The organism is Pseudomonas sp. RIT778 (assembly GCF_019718735.1).
In the GTDB taxonomy this organism is placed as follows: domain Bacteria; phylum Pseudomonadota; class Gammaproteobacteria; order Pseudomonadales; family Pseudomonadaceae; genus Aquipseudomonas; species Aquipseudomonas aphyarum.
Map to the genome: position 1 here is coordinate 22,163 of NZ_JAIHBA010000047.1, position 17,646 is coordinate 39,808.

General features: G+C 60.8%; 17 protein-coding genes. 13 read left to right on the forward strand and 4 right to left on the reverse strand.

Translation table 11 applies throughout. The features are described from left to right. Window positions 1-51 precede the first annotated feature (51 nt). The 6 genes from K5E37_RS26755 (at window position 52) to K5E37_RS26780 (ending at window position 6,181) form a co-directional block, all read left to right on the forward strand. Window positions 52-1,347 (forward strand): OprD family porin, encoded by a 1,296-nt coding sequence (locus K5E37_RS26755; protein WP_221535590.1) that lies wholly within the window; start codon window positions 52-54, stop codon window positions 1,345-1,347. 149 nt (window positions 1,348-1,496) lie between these two features. Further along, the gene (locus K5E37_RS26760; RefSeq protein WP_221535591.1) at window positions 1,497-2,321 is read left to right on the forward strand and encodes an NAD(P)-dependent oxidoreductase; all 825 of its coding nucleotides are present in this window, start codon (window positions 1,497-1,499) and stop codon (window positions 2,319-2,321) included. A gap of 47 nt (window positions 2,322-2,368) precedes the next feature. Continuing rightward, on the forward strand, window positions 2,369-3,262 hold the full coding sequence (locus K5E37_RS26765) for an SMP-30/gluconolactonase/LRE family protein (RefSeq protein WP_221535592.1): 894 nt from the start codon (window positions 2,369-2,371) through the stop codon (window positions 3,260-3,262). Between the two features lie 61 nt (window positions 3,263-3,323). Continuing rightward, window positions 3,324-4,295, forward strand: a complete 972-nt coding sequence (locus K5E37_RS26770; protein ID WP_085602705.1) for a TRAP transporter substrate-binding protein — start codon at window positions 3,324-3,326, stop codon at window positions 4,293-4,295. A gap of 78 nt (window positions 4,296-4,373) precedes the next feature. Continuing rightward, on the forward strand, window positions 4,374-4,901 hold the full coding sequence (locus K5E37_RS26775; protein WP_085602703.1) for a TRAP transporter small permease: 528 nt from the start codon (window positions 4,374-4,376) through the stop codon (window positions 4,899-4,901). Further along, the gene (locus K5E37_RS26780) at window positions 4,901-6,181 is read left to right on the forward strand and encodes a TRAP transporter large permease (protein ID WP_221535593.1); all 1,281 of its coding nucleotides are present in this window, start codon (window positions 4,901-4,903) and stop codon (window positions 6,179-6,181) included. The genes K5E37_RS26775 and K5E37_RS26780 overlap by 1 nt, the downstream gene beginning before the upstream one ends. 47 nt (window positions 6,182-6,228) lie before the next feature. Here the strand turns inward: K5E37_RS26780 and K5E37_RS26785 are convergent, their stop codons facing one another. From K5E37_RS26785 to K5E37_RS26795, 3 genes are read right to left on the reverse strand one after another with little or no spacing between them, the layout of a single operon-like run. After that, on the reverse strand, window positions 6,229-7,029 hold the full coding sequence (locus tag K5E37_RS26785; RefSeq protein ID WP_085602699.1) for a sulfite exporter TauE/SafE family protein: 801 nt from the start codon (window positions 7,027-7,029) through the stop codon (window positions 6,229-6,231). Between the two features lie 9 nt (window positions 7,030-7,038). Further along, window positions 7,039-8,283: an FAD/NAD(P)-binding oxidoreductase gene (locus tag K5E37_RS26790; RefSeq protein WP_221535594.1), complete on the reverse strand. Its 1,245-nt coding sequence runs from the start codon at window positions 8,281-8,283 to the stop codon at window positions 7,039-7,041. 38 nt (window positions 8,284-8,321) lie between these two features. Further along, on the reverse strand, window positions 8,322-8,660 hold the full coding sequence (locus K5E37_RS26795) for a helix-turn-helix transcriptional regulator (protein ID WP_007952897.1): 339 nt from the start codon (window positions 8,658-8,660) through the stop codon (window positions 8,322-8,324). A gap of 98 nt (window positions 8,661-8,758) precedes the next feature. Between K5E37_RS26795 and K5E37_RS26800 the strand changes: the two genes are divergently transcribed. Together K5E37_RS26800 and K5E37_RS26805 are read left to right on the forward strand one after the other, a co-directional pair. Further along, window positions 8,759-9,622, forward strand: a complete 864-nt coding sequence (locus K5E37_RS26800; protein WP_221535595.1) for an MBL fold metallo-hydrolase — start codon at window positions 8,759-8,761, stop codon at window positions 9,620-9,622. Window positions 9,623-9,749: 127 nt separating this feature from the next. Continuing rightward, entirely contained in the window at window positions 9,750-10,619 is an 870-nt protein-coding gene (locus tag K5E37_RS26805) for a tyrosinase family protein (RefSeq protein WP_221535596.1), read from the forward strand. Window positions 10,620-10,623: 4 nt separating this feature from the next. Here K5E37_RS26805 and bkdR read toward each other — a convergent pair whose 3' ends face one another. Next, window positions 10,624-11,112 (reverse strand): Bkd operon transcriptional regulator BkdR, encoded by a 489-nt coding sequence (bkdR, locus tag K5E37_RS26810; protein WP_085602691.1) that lies wholly within the window; start codon window positions 11,110-11,112, stop codon window positions 10,624-10,626. Window positions 11,113-11,297: 185 nt separating this feature from the next. Between bkdR and K5E37_RS26815 the strand changes: the two genes are divergently transcribed. The 5 genes from K5E37_RS26815 (at window position 11,298) to K5E37_RS26835 (ending at window position 17,508) form a co-directional block, all read left to right on the forward strand. Beyond that, window positions 11,298-12,533, forward strand: coding sequence for a 3-methyl-2-oxobutanoate dehydrogenase (2-methylpropanoyl-transferring) subunit alpha (locus tag K5E37_RS26815; protein WP_007952906.1), 1,236 nt, complete (start codon window positions 11,298-11,300; stop codon window positions 12,531-12,533). 1 nt (window position 12,534) lies between these two features. After that, window positions 12,535-13,593 (forward strand): alpha-ketoacid dehydrogenase subunit beta, encoded by a 1,059-nt coding sequence (locus K5E37_RS26820; protein ID WP_007952909.1) that lies wholly within the window; start codon window positions 12,535-12,537, stop codon window positions 13,591-13,593. Continuing rightward, window positions 13,594-14,874 (forward strand): dihydrolipoamide acetyltransferase family protein, encoded by a 1,281-nt coding sequence (locus K5E37_RS26825; protein ID WP_221535597.1) that lies wholly within the window; start codon window positions 13,594-13,596, stop codon window positions 14,872-14,874. 4 nt (window positions 14,875-14,878) lie between these two features. Continuing rightward, window positions 14,879-16,252 (forward strand): dihydrolipoyl dehydrogenase, encoded by a 1,374-nt coding sequence (gene lpdA / locus K5E37_RS26830; protein ID WP_221535598.1) that lies wholly within the window; start codon window positions 14,879-14,881, stop codon window positions 16,250-16,252. Between the two features lie 236 nt (window positions 16,253-16,488). Next, on the forward strand, window positions 16,489-17,508 hold the full coding sequence (locus K5E37_RS26835; RefSeq protein ID WP_085602685.1) for a branched-chain amino acid aminotransferase: 1,020 nt from the start codon (window positions 16,489-16,491) through the stop codon (window positions 17,506-17,508). Window positions 17,509-17,646 lie beyond the last annotated feature (138 nt).

Genomic DNA, 17,646 nt, shown 5'->3' on the forward strand with positions numbered 1-17,646 from the left:
GACGACGTATAACGACTAATAAAAACAAGAAATGAAACAGGGAGCGTTACCGTGAGCACACTCGTCTGCAATTCCGTCCGCACGTCCCGTTTTTCTGCCTCCCGCCCGCGTTCCACCCTGGGCCTGATCGGCTGCAGCAGTCTCGCTCTCGTCTTGCCGATGAGCGCCGATGCCGAGGGCTTCATCGAAGACAGCAAAGCCACCCTGAACCTGCGCAACGCCTACTTCAATCGCAACTTCGTCAACCCGAATTACCCGCAGGGCAAGGCTGAAGAGTGGACGCAGAACTTCATCCTCGACGCCAAATCCGGTTTCACCCAGGGCACTGTCGGCTTTGGCCTGGACGTACTGGGGCTGTACTCGCAAAAGCTTGATGGCGGCAAAGGCACGGGCGGTACGCAGCTGTTGCCGATCCACGATGACGGGCGCCCGGCGGACAATTTCGGGCGCCTGGGCGTGGCGCTCAAGGCCAAGGTGTCGAAGACCGAATTGAAGGTCGGCGAGTGGATGCCGGTGTTGCCGATCCTGCGGTCGGATGATGGCCGCTCCCTGCCCCAGACGTTTCGCGGCGGCCAGATCACCTCTACCGAAATCAATGGTTTGACCCTTTACGGTGGCCAGTTCCGTGGCAACAGCCCGCGCAACGATGCCAGCATGGAAGACATGTCGATGAACGGCCGAGGCGCATTCACGTCCGACCGTTTCAACTTCGGCGGTGGCGAATACACCTTCAACGACAAACGCACGCTTGTCGGTCTGTGGTACGCCGAACTCAGCGACATCTACCAACAGCAGTACTTCAACATCAGCCACAGCCAGCCACTGGGCGACTGGACGCTGGGCGCCAACCTCGGTTTCTTCGCCGGCAAGGAAGATGGCAGCGCCCAGGCCGGCGACCTCGACAACAAAACCGCTTTCGCCATGCTCTCGGCCCGGTACGGAGGCAACACGTTCTACATCGGCCTGCAAAAACTCAGTGGCGACGATGCCTGGATGCGCGTCAACGGCACCAGCGGCGGCACCCTTGCCAACGACAGCTACAACGCCAGTTACGACAACGCGCAGGAGCGTTCCTGGCAGATCCGCCACGACTACAACTTCGTGGTCCTCGGCGTCCCCGGCCTGACGCTGATGAATCGCTACATCAGCGGTGACAACGTGCACACCGGCACCATCACCGACGGCAAGGAATGGGGGCGCGAGTCGGAGTTGGCCTACACCGTGCAGAGCGGCCCGCTGAAGAACCTCAACGTCAAATGGCGCAACGCGACGATTCGCCGGAACTTCAGCACCAATGAATTCGATGAAAACCGGATCTTCATCAGTTACCCGATTTCGTTGTTGTAAACCCTGGCATGGGGTGAGCGGAAGGTGAATCGGCCTTCCGTCACTTACACCGAAAGTCGCGTTGACAAGTTCCGGAAACCCTACCGATACTTCAGCGCAGTCATACGACAACCTACAACAAACCTAATAACAACGTGTAAGGGATTGCCATGACGTCCACCCCCACCACCCCAACTCCGTTCAATCGCCTGCTGCTGACCGGCGCCGCCGGTGGCCTGGGCAAAGTCTTGCGTGAACGTCTGCGCCCCTATGCCAATGTGCTGCGCCTGTCGGACATCGCCGCCCTCGCCCCGGCCATCGATGATCGCGAAGAAATCGTCATCTGCGACCTCGCCGACAAAACCGCCGTGCATCAACTGGTCGAAGGCGTAGATGCAATCCTGCACTTTGGCGGCGTCTCGGTGGAGCGCCCCTTCGAAGAAATCCTCGGCGCCAACATCTGCGGCGTATTCCATATCTATGAAGCGGCACGCCGACACGGTGTGAAGCGAGTGATCTTCGCCAGCTCCAACCATGTCATCGGCTTCTACAAACAGGACGAACACCTCGACGCCAGCTCCGCTCGACGCCCCGACGGCTACTACGGTCTGTCCAAGTCCTATGGCGAAGACATGGCCAGTTTCTACTTCGATCGATATGGCATCGAAACCGTCAGCATCCGCATCGGCTCGTCGTTTCCCGAACCGCAGAACCGCCGAATGATGCACACCTGGCTGAGCTTCGACGACCTCACTCAACTGCTCGAACGTTCGCTGTACACCCCCAACGTCGGCCACACCGTGGTTTATGGCATGTCCGCCAACAAGGACGTGTGGTGGGACAACCGCTTCGCCAGCCACCTCGGTTTCGAGGCCAGAGATACGTCCGAAGTGTTTCGCGAGAAGGTAGAGGCGCAGCCAATGCCCGCCAGCGATGACCCGGCGCGTATCTATCAGGGCGGCGCCTTCGTCGCGGCCGGCCCGTTCGGCGATTGATCGCTGCGTTTGATCCGTCGCCAAAAGAACACACCAAGGGAATGAGTATGCAAGCCGAATTGATCGTCGACGCCCGCAACGCGGTGGGTGAAAGTCCGGTGTGGGTGCCACAGGAAAACGCCTTGTACTGGGTCGATATCCCCAACGGCGGCCTGCAGCGCTGGAGCGCCGACACTGGCCACATTCATGCCTGGAAGACTCCCGAAATGCTTGCCTGCATCGCCCGCCACAGCAAGGGCGGTTGGGTTGCCGGGATGGAGAGCGGGTTCTTTCATTTACAACCGAATGGCGATGGCAGCCTCGACAGCGACCTGCTCGCGACCGTGGAACACAACCGCCAGGACATGCGTCTGAACGACGGCCGCTGCGACCGCCAGGGTCGGTTCTGGGCCGGCAGCATGGTGCTGAACATGGGCCTGAATCTGCCCGAGGGCCGGCTCTATCGTTACGGTGCCGGGCAAACAGGCGTGATCGAGGCACAGCTTGATGGCTTCATCGTGCCCAACGGTTTGGGCTTCAGCGCGGACGGCAAAACCATGTACCTGTCGGACTCGCACCCGAACGTCCAACTGATCTGGGCTTTCGATTACGACACCGAGACAGGCACACCCTCCAACCGACGGGTGTTCGTGGACATGAACCATTTTTACGGCCGCCCCGACGGTGCCGCCGTGGACGCCGATGGCTGTTACTGGATCTGCGCCAACGATGTCGGCCTGATCCATCGCTTCACCCCCGACGGTCGCCTTGACCACTCGCTGCCGGTACCGGTGAAAAAACCCACCATGTGCGCTTTCGGCGGCAGCCGGATGGACACCTTGTTCGTGACCTCGATCCGCCCCGGCGACGACCAGGATCCGCAATCGCTGGCCGGCGGCGTGTTCGCCCTCAACCCCGGCGTCAAAGGCCTACCGGAGCCAATGTTCGACGATCTGCTGTAACCCGTCCTTGCTGCATTGCTGTGCCTTGAACAAAAAAATAACAAGACTGGAGAACCCCCTCATGGACTTCAAACGCACGTTGCTCGCCGCCGCTCTCCCCCTCGCGCTCACCCTCGGCAGCGCCGCTCAGGCGCTGGAAATCAAATTCGCCGACATCCACCCCGCCGGTTATCCGACCGTGGTCGCTGAAGAACAGTTGGGCAAAACCCTGGTTGCCGAAAGTGACGGCAAGCTGACCTTCAAGATGTTCCCAGGCGGTGTACTCGGCTCGGAAAAGGAAGTGGTCGAACAGGCCCAGGTCGGCGCCATCCAGATGGCCCGCGTCAGCCTCGGGATCGTCGGGCCGGTGGTGCCGGACGTGAACGTATTCAACATGCCGTTCGTGTTCCGTGATCAGGCGCACATGCGCAAGATCATCGACGGTGAAATCGGTGACGAAATCCTCGACAAGATCACGAACTCCGAATTCAACCTCGTGGCGCTGGCGTGGATGGATGGCGGCACGCGCAACATCTACACCAAGAAACCGGTGCGCAGCCTCGAAGACCTCAAGGGCATGAAAATCCGCGTGCAGGGCAACCCGATGTTCATCGAGACCATCAACGCCATGGGCGGCAACGGTATTGCCATGGACACCGGCGAAATCTTCAGTGCCCTGCAGACCGGCGTCATCGACGGCGCGGAAAACAATCCGCCGACCCTGCTCGAACACAACCATTACCAGAACGCCAAGTTCTACAGTTTGACCGGGCACCTGATCCTGCCCGAGCCCATCGTGATGTCGAAAATCACCTGGGAAAAACTCAGCCCCGATCAGCAGACGCTGGTGAAAAAAGCCGCCAAGGCGGCGCAGGCCCAGGAGCGCACCTTGTGGGATGCCAAGTCGGCCAGCAGTGAAGAGAAACTCAAGGCCGCCGGCGTCGAGTTCATCACCGTCGACAAGAAACCCTTCTACGAGGCCACCGCTTCGATCCGCGAAAAATACGGCGCGCCCTACGTCGACCTGATCAAGCGCATCGAAGCCGTTCAGTAACCTCCCTGCCCTCAATACAAGGCCCGGCAGCGCTGGCGTCGCTCGACGCTCACGCCTGCCCGGTTACGGTGAAACCCGATGAAGAATTTGCTGCTGCGCATCAATGACCGGATCTACATGGCCTGCATCTGGGTCGCCGGTCTGTCGGTGCTGACCATTTCCCTGATCATTCCCTGGGGCGTGTTCGCCCGTTACGTCCTCGGCACCGGCTCAAGCTGGCCGGAGCCCACCGCCATCCTGCTGATGATGGTCTTCACCTTCATCGGGGCCGCCGCCAGCTATCGCGCCGGCGCGCACATGGCGGTAGCGATGGTCACCGATCGCCTGCAACCGAATATGCGCCGCACCATGAGCATCGTTTCGCAAGTGCTCATGGGCACCATCTGCCTGTTCATGACCATCTGGGGCACCAAGCTGTGCCTGTCGACGTGGAACCAGTTCATGAGCGCCCTGCCGACATTGCGGGTCGGCATCACCTACATGCCGATCCCGGTGGGTGGTGCGCTGACGCTGATTTTCGTGTTCGAAAAACTCTTGCTCGGCGATCAAAGCAATCGCCGCGTGGTGCGGTTCGACCTGGTTGAAGAAAACGAAGGGGCTGCCTGATGGACGCATTGATTCTGCTGGGCAGTTTTATCGCACTGATCCTGATCGGCATGCCGGTTGCCTACGCGCTCGGGCTGTCGGCGCTGATCGGCGCATGGTGGATCGACATCCCGTTTCAGGCCTTGATGATCCAGGTCGCGGGCGGGGTGAACAAATTCTCGCTGCTGGCGATTCCGTTCTTCGTGCTCGCCGGCGCAATCATGGCCGAGGGCGGCATGTCGCGACGGCTGGTGGCGTTCGCCGGGGTCCTGGTGGGGTTCGTGCGGGGCGGGCTGTCGTTGGTCAACATCATGGCCTCGACCTTTTTCGGCGCGATTTCCGGCTCGTCGGTGGCCGATACCGCGTCGGTAGGTTCGGTGCTGATCCCGGAAATGGAGCGCAAGGGCTACCCTCGGGAATTCTCTACAGCGGTGACTGTCAGTGGTTCGGTGCAGGCTCTGCTGACTCCACCGAGTCACAACTCGGTGCTCTACTCGCTGGCCGCCGGCGGCACCGTTTCGATTGCTTCACTGTTCATGGCCGGCGTGGTGCCGGGCCTGCTGATGAGCGCGTGCCTGATGGTGTTGTGCCTGATTTTTGCGCGTAAACGCGACTATCCCAAGGGCGAAGTGATCCCGCTGCGCGAAGCCCTGAAGATCTGCGGCGAAGCGCTGTGGGGGCTGATGGCGATGGTGATCATTCTCGGCGGCATTCTCTCGGGGATCTTCACGGCCACCGAGTCGGCGGCCATCGCCGTGTTGTGGGCGTTTTTCGTCACCATGTTCATCTACCGCGACTACAAGTGGAGTGAACTGCCGAAACTGATGCACCGCACGGTGCGCACCATTTCCATCGTGATGATCCTGATCGGCTTCGCCGCCAGTTTCGGCTACATCATGACCCTGATGCAGATCCCGGCGAAGATCACCACGCTGTTCCTGACCCTGTCCGACAACCGCTACGTGATCCTGATGTGCATCAACGTCATGCTGCTGTTGCTCGGCACCGTGATGGACATGGCGCCGCTGATCCTGATCCTCACGCCGATCTTGATGCCGGTGATTCTCGGTATCGGTGTCGACCCGGTGCAGTTCGGCATGATCATGCTGGTCAACCTCGGTATCGGCCTGATAACGCCGCCCGTAGGAGCCGTGCTGTTCGTGGGTTCGGCGGTGGGCAAGGTCAGTATCGAAAGCACGGTGAAGGCGCTGCTGCCGTTCTACGCCGTGCTGTTCCTGGTGCTGATGCTGGTGACCTACGTTCCGGCGCTGTCGCTGTGGTTACCGCATCTGGTGTTGTAACGCTGACGCTGTGGCGAGGGCGCCTGGTCCTCGCCACAGATCTTGTCTCACGCCCGCAGCAACATGTATGCGGCGACCACCAGACATACGCTGGCAAACCCCACCTGCAACGTCCTCGCCGGTACTCGCGCACAGAGTTTGCGGCCGATAACCATGCCGACGATGCTGGCGACGATGAACGACGCGCCCAGATGGTCGATCCGCACTCCGGCATGGAACGCGCCGATCACGCCGATCGCGGAAATCAAACTGATGACCATCAAGGACGTGGCGACGATGCCGCGCATCTGCACATCGGTCAGTTGCTTGAACGCCGGCACGATCAAAAACCCGCCACCCACCCCCAGCAAACCGGACACCACACCGGTGACCGCGCCCAGAGCCGCGAGGGTCGCGGTGCATTTGGCGGTCCAGTCGAAACGGCCGGTCTGCTCATTGAGCATGCAGTTCTTCTGGCCCCAACTGGCGTGGCCATGGTCGCTCGGGCCCTCTTGCTGGCGTTCGCGGCGCAGCATGCGCCACGCCACCATCACCATCAGCAGGCTGAACAGGATCATCAGAACCTTTTCCGGCAACTGATGAGCGAAGTAGATGCCCACCGGCGAAAACACCGCGCCGAGCGCCGCGATCAACAGCGCCGCGCGATAACGCACCAGCCCATGGCGCAAACCATCAATCGCGCCGACCGCCGCTGCACTGCCGACGGCGAACAACGCCACCGGCGCCGCTTGCGTCATCGTCCAGCCCAGCCCGAGCACCAGCGCCGGTACGGCGAGAATCCCGCCGCCGGCCCCGGTCAGACCGAGGATCAATCCCATCACCACGCCAAACAGACTTGCCAGCAACATAGAGTGTTCTCAGTCGACCCTGGACAGGCTTGTCAGCCATTCGCGGCCCTTGAGCATGCCGTTCCAGTAGAACCACGGCAGCAGCGCCGCCTTCAGCCACCACGCGGAGCGGCGCGGCACGGTCGGGTCGAGGGGAAAGGTCGGCAGCAACTTGCCGCCGTAGCCGAACTCGGCGAGGATCACCTTGCCCTTCTCCACCGTCAGCGGGCAGGAACCGTAGCCGTCGTACTTCAGCGGCAGCGCCAGTTCCTTGCGCAAGGCGAGCAGGTTTTCCGCTACCACCACGACCTGCTTGCGCACTGCCGCGGCGGTTTTCGCATTGGTGGTGCCGCAGATATCGCCCAGGGCAAACACTTCGCGATAACGCGGATGTTGCAGCGTGTGCGGGTTGACCTCGCACCATCCGGCGGCGTCGGCCAACGGACTTTGTGCGATGAAATCCGGTGAAACCTGCGGCGGGACGACGTGCAGCAAATCGAAGGTCTTGGCCTGACGGGTGACATTGCCGTCCGCATCCTTGACGTCGAACCAGGCGGTTTTCGCCGGGCCGTCAACCTTCACCAGATTGGAATTGAACGCCAGCCGCGCGTTGTATTTTTCGATGTACTTCATCAGCGGCGGCACGAAGGTCGGCACACCGAACAGCGCGGCACCGGCCAGATTGAACTCGACGTCGACCTTGCTCAGCACATTGCGCTTGAGCCAGTGATCGCAGGAAAGATACAGCGCCTTTTGCGGCGCGCCGGCGCACTTGATCGGGATCGGCGGCTGGGTGAACAGCGCTTTGCCGCCGCGCAGTTTCTGCACCTGATCCCAGGTGTATTGCGCGTGCTGATAGCTGTAGTTGGAAGTGACGCCGTGCTGACCGAGGCTTTCCTGCAAGCCTTCGATCTTCTCCCACGCCAGGCGCAGGCCGGGGCAGACGATCAGGTTCTGATAGGTGACGGTGCGTTGATCGTTGAGGGTGAGACGGCGCTGGTTGGGGTCGATGCCGGTCACGGCTGCCTGAATCCAGGTGGCCTGACGCGGCATCACTTTGTTCATCGGTCGGGCGGTGTCTTTGGCATCAAAGGCGCCACCGCCGACCAGCGTCCACGCCGGCTGGTAGTAATGCAGGGTGCTCGGCTCGATCACCGTGATTTTCAGGCCGGGATCGCGCTTGAGCAGACTCGCGACAAAACCGATGCCGGCAGTGCCACCGCCGATGACCACGATGTCCGCACTGATGGATGGGCCCCAGTGTTGATCGTTCATTGTTTGTTCCTTATGGCTGCACGCAAGGATAGCCGGGTCTATTGCGCCCAGCTTTTGAGCACGGCTCCGCAGTAGAGTCCGGAAAGGGTTTTCATCACCTGGATCACTTCGTGACTGGCGAGACCGTAAAAAATGTACTTGCCTTCACGACGGGTCGCGACCAGCCCTTCATCGCGCAGGATGCCCAGTTGCTGGGACAGGGTCGGCTGACGCACGCCGGTCATTTTCTCCAGCTCGCCAACGTTGCGCTCGCCCTGGGTCAACTGGCACAGGATCAACAATCGATCTTCGTTGGCCAATGCCTTGAGCAGCGAACAGGCCTTGGAGGCCGAGGCGCGCAGTTGGGCGACTTCACATTCGGTCAGACTGGATTGCATTTGCAGGATGCCTTCAACGTCACTTAAGCTGCGGACATTATGTGTTTACATAAAGTGTTGCAACCTGACTTTTCACCTTCCTGCACAGGACCGCGTCCATGCCCGCGCTGATTGAAGCTTTCCTCGACCCCGCCTCTTCGACCTACAGCTATGTGGTCTACGAGGCCGACGGCGGGCAGTGCGCAATCGTCGATCCGGTGCTTGATTACGACGGTGCCGCCGGCCGCACCTGCACGGCTCAGGCGGACAAGATCATCGCCTTCGTGCGGGCTCATAACCTGCAAGTGCAGTGGCTGCTGGAAACTCACGCCCATGCCGATCATTTGTCCGCCGCACCCTATCTGCGTCGAGAACTGGGCGGGAAAATCGCGATTGGCGAGTCGATCAGCAAAGTGCAGAACGTGTTCAAGGCGCTGTTCAACCTGGAACCGGAATTTCGCGTCGACGGCTCGCAGTTCGATCATCTGTTCGCGCCGAACGAGTCGTTCCGGATCGGCAATCTCAAGGCCACCGCCCTGCACGTCCCCGGTCACACCCCGGCGGACATGGCCTATTTGATCGACGGCGAACAGATTCTGGTCGGCGACACGCTGTTCATGCCCGACGTCGGCACCGCCCGCTGCGACTTCCCCGGCGGCAACGCGCATCAACTGTTCAACTCGATTCACAAATTGCTGGCCTTCCCTGCCAGCGTGAAGCTTTACGTCTGCCACGACTACCCGCCGCAAGGTCGCGACTCGCAGTGCCAGACCACCGTTAGCGAACAACGTAAAAGCAATATCCATGTGCATGACGGCGTCGATGAAGCCGCGTTTGTCGAGATGCGCACCAAGCGCGATGCAGGGTTGGGCATGCCGACGTTGTTGCTGCCGGCGATTCAGGTGAATGTGCGGGCGGGGAATTTACCGCCCGCGGAAGGCAATGGCGTTGTCTACCTGAAGATTCCGATCAACGCTGTGTAAGAAAAAATCATTGAGGGGACCGGAAACAAGGGTATTCGTACCTGTCACGTCGGATCCCATGAACTGGGCGTAATCTCGGCCGACAGGCAGACTTCATGGGGTAATCAACTCATGGAGATTTGGCAATATGGATATTCGCCGTAACCATCGCGACCTGACGCCGGAACAGAAGCACGCCTTCGTAAATGCCATTCTGATACTGAAAAACCAGAGTCCCAGCGTTCTGCGCCCTGGCCAGCAAAGTCGCTACGACGACTTTGTACAAATCCACAAGAATTCCATGGGGCGAGGCAACCCGATCTTTCCCAACCCTCATGGAACCCCCTTGTTTTTCCCTTGGCACCGCATCCTGATTCGCCAGTTCGAGCTGGAACTGCAAGCCGCCGCAAACAACCCGACCATCACGCTGCCGTACTGGAACTGGAGCATGAGTGGTGCGGACGACCCCTTTACCGACGACTTCATGGGCAGAGATGGCGACCCGGTACAAAACCAGCGGGTCACTATTGGGCCGTTTGCCTTTCAGCGTCGTTTATTCGGCATAAAGGTCTGGGACGGAGAGACGGGTGACGCCGGCTTGCGGCGCAACTTCGGAGCCGATGCCCCGCCGCTGCCCTCTGCGCAGGACGTCGAGTCCGTGTTGAACAGAACGCCTTATTGGTCCGAACCGGCCGGATGGGAAAACCTCATGGAAACAATGCACAACGGTGTCCATGCCTGGATTGGAGGCAACATGAGAGAAGCGGCCTCCCCCAACGACCCGGTGTTCTTCCTGCATCACTGCTATCTCGACTATCTCTGGGAGCGCTGGAAACGCAACCACCCGACAGAACCAGTGATCGCGTTTCCCGAGAACGCACCGCACGGGATGCTCGGCTCAACGCTGATGTTCAGCCCGGACAACGAGCCTGCGCCTTGGCTGCAGCCTTTCAGGGTCGAACAGACCTTGAACACGGCAAGTCTGGATTACGGCTATGCGGATCTTGACCAAGGCTGAGTACTCAGCTCCCGAGGATCAGGCCATTGGCCGGCAACGGCAACGCCGTCTTGTAGCGCACCTGCTTGAGCGCAAAGCTCGACCGGATGTTCGCCACGCCGGGGACTTTGGTCAGAAAGTCCATCATGAAGCGTTCGAGCGCCTGAATGGTCGGCACCAGCACCCGGATCAGATAATCCGGGTCGCCGGCCATCAGGTAGCACTCCATGACTTCGGGGCGGTCGGAAATGGCCTCCTCGAAATGCTGCAGCGCTTCCTCTACCTGCTTCTCGAGACTGACGTGAATGAACACGTTCACGTGCAGCCCCAGCAGGTCGGCATCCAGCAGGGTTACCTGCTCGCGGATCAGCCCCAGCTCCTCCATCGCCTTGACCCGGTTGAAGCACGGCGTCGGTGACAGATTGACCGATCGGGCCAGGTCGGCGTTGGTGATGCGCGCGTTCTCCTGAAGGCTGTTGAGAATGCCGATGTCGGTACGGTCCAGTTTGCGCATGAGACAAAACCACCTGTTTTTTATGTTTATGCAGAATTTCTATCTGCAAATGATCTCCAGCGCAACGAAACAGAGAGAAATATTCTTCTTGCCCGGGCCTATGATTGTTGTAGGACAAGATTTCTTTTATCGAAGAATGACTGCCAGCTCACTACAAGAAATTCACAAGATCGAGCGTAGAAGCCATGACCCAAGCGTATGAACCGCTGCGTCTGCACGTCCCTGAACCCTCGGGCCGCCCAGGCTGCAAAACCGATTTCTCCTACCTGCATCTGACCGATGCCGGTACGGTGCGCAAACCTTCCATCGACGTAGAACCCGCCGACACCGCCGACCTGGCCCGTGGCCTGATTCGCGTGCTCGACGACCAAGGCAACGCCCTCGGCCCTTGGGCCGAAAACGTACCGGTCGAGATCCTGCGCAAAGGCATGCGCGCCATGCTCAAGACCCGGATCTACGACAACCGCATGGTGGTCGCCCAGCGTCAGAAAAAAATGTCGTTCTACATGCAGAGCCTCGGCGAAGAAGCCATCGGCAGTGCTCAGGCCCTGGCCTTGAACATCGACGACATGTGCTTCCCGACCTACCGCCAGCAAAGCATCCTGATGGCCCGCGACGTACCACTGGTCGACCTGATCTGCCAACTGCTGTCCAACGAGCGCGATCCGCTCAAGGGCCGTCAGTTGCCGATCATGTACTCGGTCAAGGACGCGGGTTTCTTCACCATTTCCGGCAACCTCGCTACTCAATTCATCCAGGGCGTGGGCTGGGGCATGGCCTCGGCGATCAAGGGCGACACCAAAATCGCCTCGGCCTGGATCGGCGACGGTGCCACCGCCGAATCGGACTTCCACACCGCCCTCACCTTCGCTCACGTTTACCGTGCGCCGGTGATCCTCAACGTGGTCAATAACCAGTGGGCAATCTCGACCTTCCAGGCCATCGCCGGTGGTGAAGCCACCACCTTCGCCGGACGCGGCGTCGGTTGCGGCATCGCCTCGCTGCGGGTTGATGGCAACGATTTCTACGCGGTCTACGCCGCTTCCGCCTGGGCTGCCGAACGCGCCCGCCGCAACCTCGGCCCGACCATGATCGAATGGGTCACCTACCGCGCCGGGCCGCACTCGACCTCCGACGATCCGTCCAAATACCGTCCTGCCGACGACTGGAGCCACTTCCCGCTGGGCGACCCGATCGCCCGCCTGAAACAGCACCTGATCAAGGTCGGCCACTGGTCGGAAGAAGAGCACGCCGCCGTCAGCGCCGAGCTCGAAGCCGAAGTGATCGCAGCGCAGAAACAGGCCGAACAGTACGGCACCCTCGCCGGCGGCCAGATTCCGAGCGCCGCGACCATGTTCGAAGACGTCTACAAAGAGATGCCGGAGCACTTGAAGCGCCAGCGTCAGCAGTTGGGGATCTGACATGAACGATCACAACAACAATATTCAGTTGGAAACCGCCATGACCACGACCACCATGACCATGATCCAGGCCCTGCGCTCGGCCATGGATGTGATGCTTGAGCGTGACGACAACGTTGTGGTGTTCGGTCAGGACGTCGGTTACTTCGGCGGCGTGTTCCGTTGCACCGAAGGCCTGCAGACCAAGTACGGCACCTCGCGGGTGTTCGACGCGCCGATCTCCGAGAGCGGCATCGTCGGCGTCGCCGTGGGCATGGGCGCTTATGGCTTGCGCCCGGTCGCCGAGATTCAGTTCGCCGACTACGTGTACCCGGCGTCCGATCAGATCATTTCCGAAGCCGCCCGTCTGCGTTATCGCTCGGCCGGCGAGTTCACCGCGCCGATGACCCTGCGCATGCCTTGCGGCGGCGGCATCTACGGCGGCCAGACCCACAGCCAGAGCATCGAGGCGATGTTCACTCAGGTCTGCGGTCTGCGCACCGTCATGCCGTCCAACCCGTATGACGCCAAAGGCCTGCTGATCGCCTCCATCGAAAACGATGACCCGGTGATCTTCCTCGAGCCAAAACGCCTGTACAACGGCCCGTTCGACGGCCACCACGACCGCCCGGTAACCCCGTGGTCGAAACACCCGGCCGCGCAAGTTCCGGACGGTTACTACACCGTGCCGCTGGACGTTGCCGCGATCACCCGTCCGGGCAAGGACGTGACCGTCCTGACCTACGGCACCACCGTTTACGTGTCGCAAGTCGCCGCCGAAGAAAGCGGCGTTGACGCTGAAGTCATCGACCTGCGCAGCCTGTGGCCGCTGGACCTGGAAACCATCGTCAAATCCGTGAAGAAAACCGGCCGTTGCGTCGTGGTTCACGAAGCCACCCGCACCTGCGGTTTCGGCGCCGAACTGGTGTCGCTGGTGCAAGAGCATTGCTTCCATCACCTGGAAGCGCCGATCGAACGCGTCACCGGTTGGGACACCCCCTACCCGCACGCGCAGGAGTGGGCGTATTTCCCTGGGCCGTCCCGAGTGGGCGCGGCGCTGAAACGGGTCATGGAGGTCTGAATGGGCACGCACGTTATCAAGATGCCGGACATCGGCGAAGGCATCGCAGAAGTAGAACTGTCGCAGTGGCACGTAAAGGTCGGCGATCTGGTCGTTGAAGATCAGGTGCTGGCGGATGTGATGACCGACAAGGCGATGGTCGACATTCCGTCGCCAGTCCACGGCAAGGTGATTGCACTCGGCGGTCAGCCGGGTGAAGTGATGGCGGTCGGCAGTATTCTGATCAGCATCGAGGTTGAAGGCGCAGGCAATTTGAAGGAGTCGGACAAACCGGCGCCTGTTGCGGCGAAAGAAACTCCAGTCGCACCCAAAGTTGAAGCTGTCGTTGAAAACAAACCTGCTGTTGCCGCACCGCGTCCGGCGGCTGCCGTTTGCCAGGGCCCGATGGTCGCTCGCGAAGCCGATGAGCGCCCGCTGGCCTCACCGGCCGTGCGCAAGCATGCGCTGGACCTGGGCATTCAATTGCGTTTGGTGCGCGGTTCCGGCCCGGTCGGTCGCGTATTGCACGAAGACCTCGACGCCTATCTGGCGCAAGGTCAATCGAACGCTTCGGCGCCGGTCGCTGCCGCGTACGCTCAGCGCAACGATGAAGAACAGATTCAGGTTATCGGCATGCGCCGCAAGATTGCCCAGCGCATGCAGGACGCCACTCAGCGTGCTGCGCACTTCAGTTATGTCGAGGAAATCGACGTCACCGCGATTGAAGAACTGCGTGCCCACCTGAACGAAAAACACGGTGCCAGTCGTGGCAAGCTGACCTTGCTGCCATTCCTGGTGCGCGCGTTGGTCGTCGCCCTGCGCGACTTCCCGCAAATGAACGCCCGTTACGACGACGAAGCCCAGGTCATCACCCGCCTCGGCGCGGTGCATGTCGGCGTCGCTACCCAAAGCGATGTCGGCCTGATGGTGCCGGTGGTGCGTCACGCCGAGGCGCGCAGCCTGTGGGACAGCGCGGCGGAAATCTCCCGCTTGGCTAACGCCGCCCGCAACGGCAAGGCCAGCCGCGATGAACTGTCCGGCTCGACCATCACCCTGACCAGCCTCGGCGCCCTTGGCGGCATCGTCAGCACCCCGGTGCTGAACCTGCCGGAAGTGGCGATCGTCGGCGTCAACAAAATCGTCGAACGCCCGATGGTCGTCAAAGGCCAGGTGGTGATCCGCAAGATGATGAACCTCTCCAGCTCCTTCGATCACCGCGTGGTCGACGGCATGGACGCGGCGCTCTTCATCCAGGCCATTCGTGGTCTGCTCGAACAACCCGCGACCCTGTTTGTGGAGTGATGGCATGCAATCTCTGAACACCACGCTGCTGATCATCGGCGGCGGCCCCGGCGGTTACGTGACGGCCATTCGCGCCGGGCAACTGGGCATTTCGACCATTCTGGTCGAGGGCGAATCGCTGGGCGGCACCTGCCTGAACATCGGCTGCATTCCGTCGAAAGCGCTGATTCATGTGGCCGAACAGTTTCACCAGACTCAACACCACAACCAGCATTCGGCACTGGGCATCAGCGTTTCGGCGCCGACCATCGACATCACCAAAAGCGTCGAATGGAAGGACGGTATCGTCGATCGCCTGACCACCGGCGTCGCCGCGTTGCTGAAGAAGCACAAGGTTCAGGTCATCAATGGCTGGGCCAAGGTCATCGACGGCAAGACCGTGGAAGTCGGCGACACCCGCATCCAGTGCGAACACCTGGTGCTGGCCACCGGTTCGAAAAGCGTCAACCTGTCGATCCTGCCGATTGGCGGGCCGATCATTTCGTCCACTGAAGCGCTGGCGCCAAAGTCGGTACCGAAACGTCTGATCGTGGTCGGCGGTGGTTACATCGGTCTGGAGCTGGGCATTGCCTACCGAAAGCTCGGCGCCGAGGTCAGCGTGGTCGAGGCGCAGGATCGGATCCTGCCGGCCTACGACGCCGAACTCACCCAACCGGTGCACGATGCGCTAAAGCAACTGGGCGTGAAGTTGTACCTGAAGCACAGCGTATTGGGCTTCGACGGTACGTTGCAGGTGCGCGATCCGAACGGCGACACCCTGAACCTGGAAACCGATCAGGTGCTGGTGGCCGTCGGTCGCAAACCCAACACTCAGGGCTGGAACCTCGAAGCGCTGAACCTGGACATGAACGGCTCGGCGATCAAGATCGACAGCCGCTGCCAGACCAGCATGCGCAACGTCTACGCCATCGGCGACCTGAGCGGCGAACCGATGCTGGCCCACCGCGCCATGGCTCAGGGCGAAATGGTCGCCGAGCTGATCAGCGGCAAGACCCGCGAATTCAACCCGACCGCCATCGCTGCGGTGTGCTTCACCGACCCGGAACTGGTGGTCGTCGGCAAGACGCCGGATGAAGCCAAGGCGGCGGGACTTGACTGCATCGTGTCGAACTTCCCGTTCGCGGCCAATGGCCGGGCGATGACGCTGGAATCGAAAACCGGCTTCGTGCGGGTAGTCGCTCGTCGGGACAATCATGTGATTGTCGGCTGGCAGGCGGTGGGTGTCGGGGTGTCTGAGCTGTCGACTGCGTTCGCCCAAAGCCTGGAAATGGGTGCGCGACTGGAAGACATCGGCGGCACCATCCACGCGCACCCGACCCTGGGTGAAGCGGTGCAGGAAGCGGCGTTGCGTGCGCTTGGGCACGCGTTGCACCTGTAACTCTCGGTCGCAGATCGTTCCCACGCTCCGCGTGGGAATGCCTCCACGGACGCTCCGCGTTCGGCTGTTGGGACGCAGAGCGTCCCGGACTGCATTCCCACGCAGAGCGTGGGAACGATCAAAGGCTGAGATTTCGGGCTGCGAAACCGCTCAAGAATGAAGTATTGTTGTGCCCATCCAAAAAAACGTCAGAAGCCTTGAACCGCTTCGGCGGTTGTTCAGTGATAGAGGGTGTCATGGGTAACGAAAGCATCAACTGGGACAAGCTGGGTTTTGACTACATCAAGACCGACAAACGCTATCTGTCGTACTTTCGCAATGGCGAGTGGGACAAAGGCACCCTGACCGAAGACAACGTGCTGCACATCAGCGAAGGCTCCACTGCCCTTCACTATGGCCAGCAATGCTTCGAGGGCCTGAAGGCCTATCGTTGCAAGGACGGCTCGATCAACCTGTTCCGTCCGGACCAGAACGCCGCGCGCATGCAACGCAGCTGCGCCCGCCTGCTGATGCCGCATGTGTCCACCGAGCAGTTCATCGAAGCGTGCAAGGACGTGGTTCGCGCCAACGAGCGCTTCATCCCGCCTTACGGCACCGGTGGCGCGCTGTACCTGCGCCCGTTCGTGATCGGCGTAGGTGACAACATCGGCGTGCGTACCGCACCGGAGTTCATCTTCTCGGTATTCGCGATCCCGGTTGGCGCCTACTTCAAGGGCGGCCTGACCCCGCACAACTTCCAGATCTCCACCTTCGACCGCGCCGCGCCACAAGGCACCGGTGCCGCCAAGGTCGGTGGCAACTACGCCGCCAGCCTGATGCCGGGCTCCCAGGCCAAGAAAGCGCACTTCGCTGACGCCATCTACCTGGATCCGCTGACCCACAAAAAAATCGAGGAAGTCGGTTCGGCCAACTTCTTCGGGATCACCCACGACAACAAGTTCGTGACCCCGAACTCGCCGTCGGTACTGCCGGGCATCACCCGTCTGTCGCTGATCGAACTGGCCAAGTCCCGTCTGGGCCTGGAAGTGGTCGAAGGCGACGTGTTCATCGACAAGCTGTCGGACTTCAAAGAGGCCGGTGCTTGCGGTACCGCTGCGGTGATCACCCCGATCGGCGGCATCAGCTACAACGACCACCTGCACGTGTTCCACAGCGAAACCGAAGTCGGCCCTGTGACCCAGAAGCTCTACAAAGAGCTGACTGGCGTGCAAACCGGCGACGTTGAAGCGCCTGCAGGCTGGATCGTCAAGGTTTGATCTGACGACCATGTCTAGTCCTGAAATAGGTTTACACCTGTTTCACCCTAACGCCCGATGCACCGCATCGGGCGTTTTGTATTTTAAGGACAGGTGCGGGCGCTCCTGGTTGTAGATCAAGATCGCCTCCCGCACCAT

Bases quoted from the DNA above. Each gene is read 5' to 3' on its own strand.
- K5E37_RS26760 (WP_221535591.1), top strand. From the start codon at position 1,497: ATGACGTCCACCCCCACCACCCCAACTCCGTTCAATCGCCTGCTGCTG.
- K5E37_RS26765 (WP_221535592.1), top strand. From the start codon at position 2,369: ATGCAAGCCGAATTGATCGTCGACGCCCGCAACGCGGTGGGTGAAAGT.
- K5E37_RS26770 (WP_085602705.1), top strand. From the start codon at position 3,324: ATGGACTTCAAACGCACGTTGCTCGCCGCCGCTCTCCCCCTCGCGCTC.
- K5E37_RS26775 (WP_085602703.1), top strand. From the start codon at position 4,374: ATGAAGAATTTGCTGCTGCGCATCAATGACCGGATCTACATGGCCTGC.
- K5E37_RS26780 (WP_221535593.1), top strand. From the start codon at position 4,901: ATGGACGCATTGATTCTGCTGGGCAGTTTTATCGCACTGATCCTGATC.
- K5E37_RS26785 (WP_085602699.1), bottom strand. From the start codon at position 7,029: ATGTTGCTGGCAAGTCTGTTTGGCGTGGTGATGGGATTGATCCTCGGT.
- K5E37_RS26790 (WP_221535594.1), bottom strand. From the start codon at position 8,283: ATGAACGATCAACACTGGGGCCCATCCATCAGTGCGGACATCGTGGTC.
- K5E37_RS26795 (WP_007952897.1), bottom strand. From the start codon at position 8,660: ATGCAATCCAGTCTGACCGAATGTGAAGTCGCCCAACTGCGCGCCTCG.
- K5E37_RS26800 (WP_221535595.1), top strand. From the start codon at position 8,759: ATGCCCGCGCTGATTGAAGCTTTCCTCGACCCCGCCTCTTCGACCTAC.
- K5E37_RS26805 (WP_221535596.1), top strand. From the start codon at position 9,750: ATGGATATTCGCCGTAACCATCGCGACCTGACGCCGGAACAGAAGCAC.
- bkdR (WP_085602691.1), bottom strand. From the start codon at position 11,112: ATGCGCAAACTGGACCGTACCGACATCGGCATTCTCAACAGCCTTCAG.
- K5E37_RS26815 (WP_007952906.1), top strand. From the start codon at position 11,298: ATGACCCAAGCGTATGAACCGCTGCGTCTGCACGTCCCTGAACCCTCG.
- K5E37_RS26820 (WP_007952909.1), top strand. From the start codon at position 12,535: ATGAACGATCACAACAACAATATTCAGTTGGAAACCGCCATGACCACG.
- K5E37_RS26825 (WP_221535597.1), top strand. From the start codon at position 13,594: ATGGGCACGCACGTTATCAAGATGCCGGACATCGGCGAAGGCATCGCA.
- lpdA (WP_221535598.1), top strand. From the start codon at position 14,879: ATGCAATCTCTGAACACCACGCTGCTGATCATCGGCGGCGGCCCCGGC.
- K5E37_RS26835 (WP_085602685.1), top strand. From the start codon at position 16,489: ATGGGTAACGAAAGCATCAACTGGGACAAGCTGGGTTTTGACTACATC.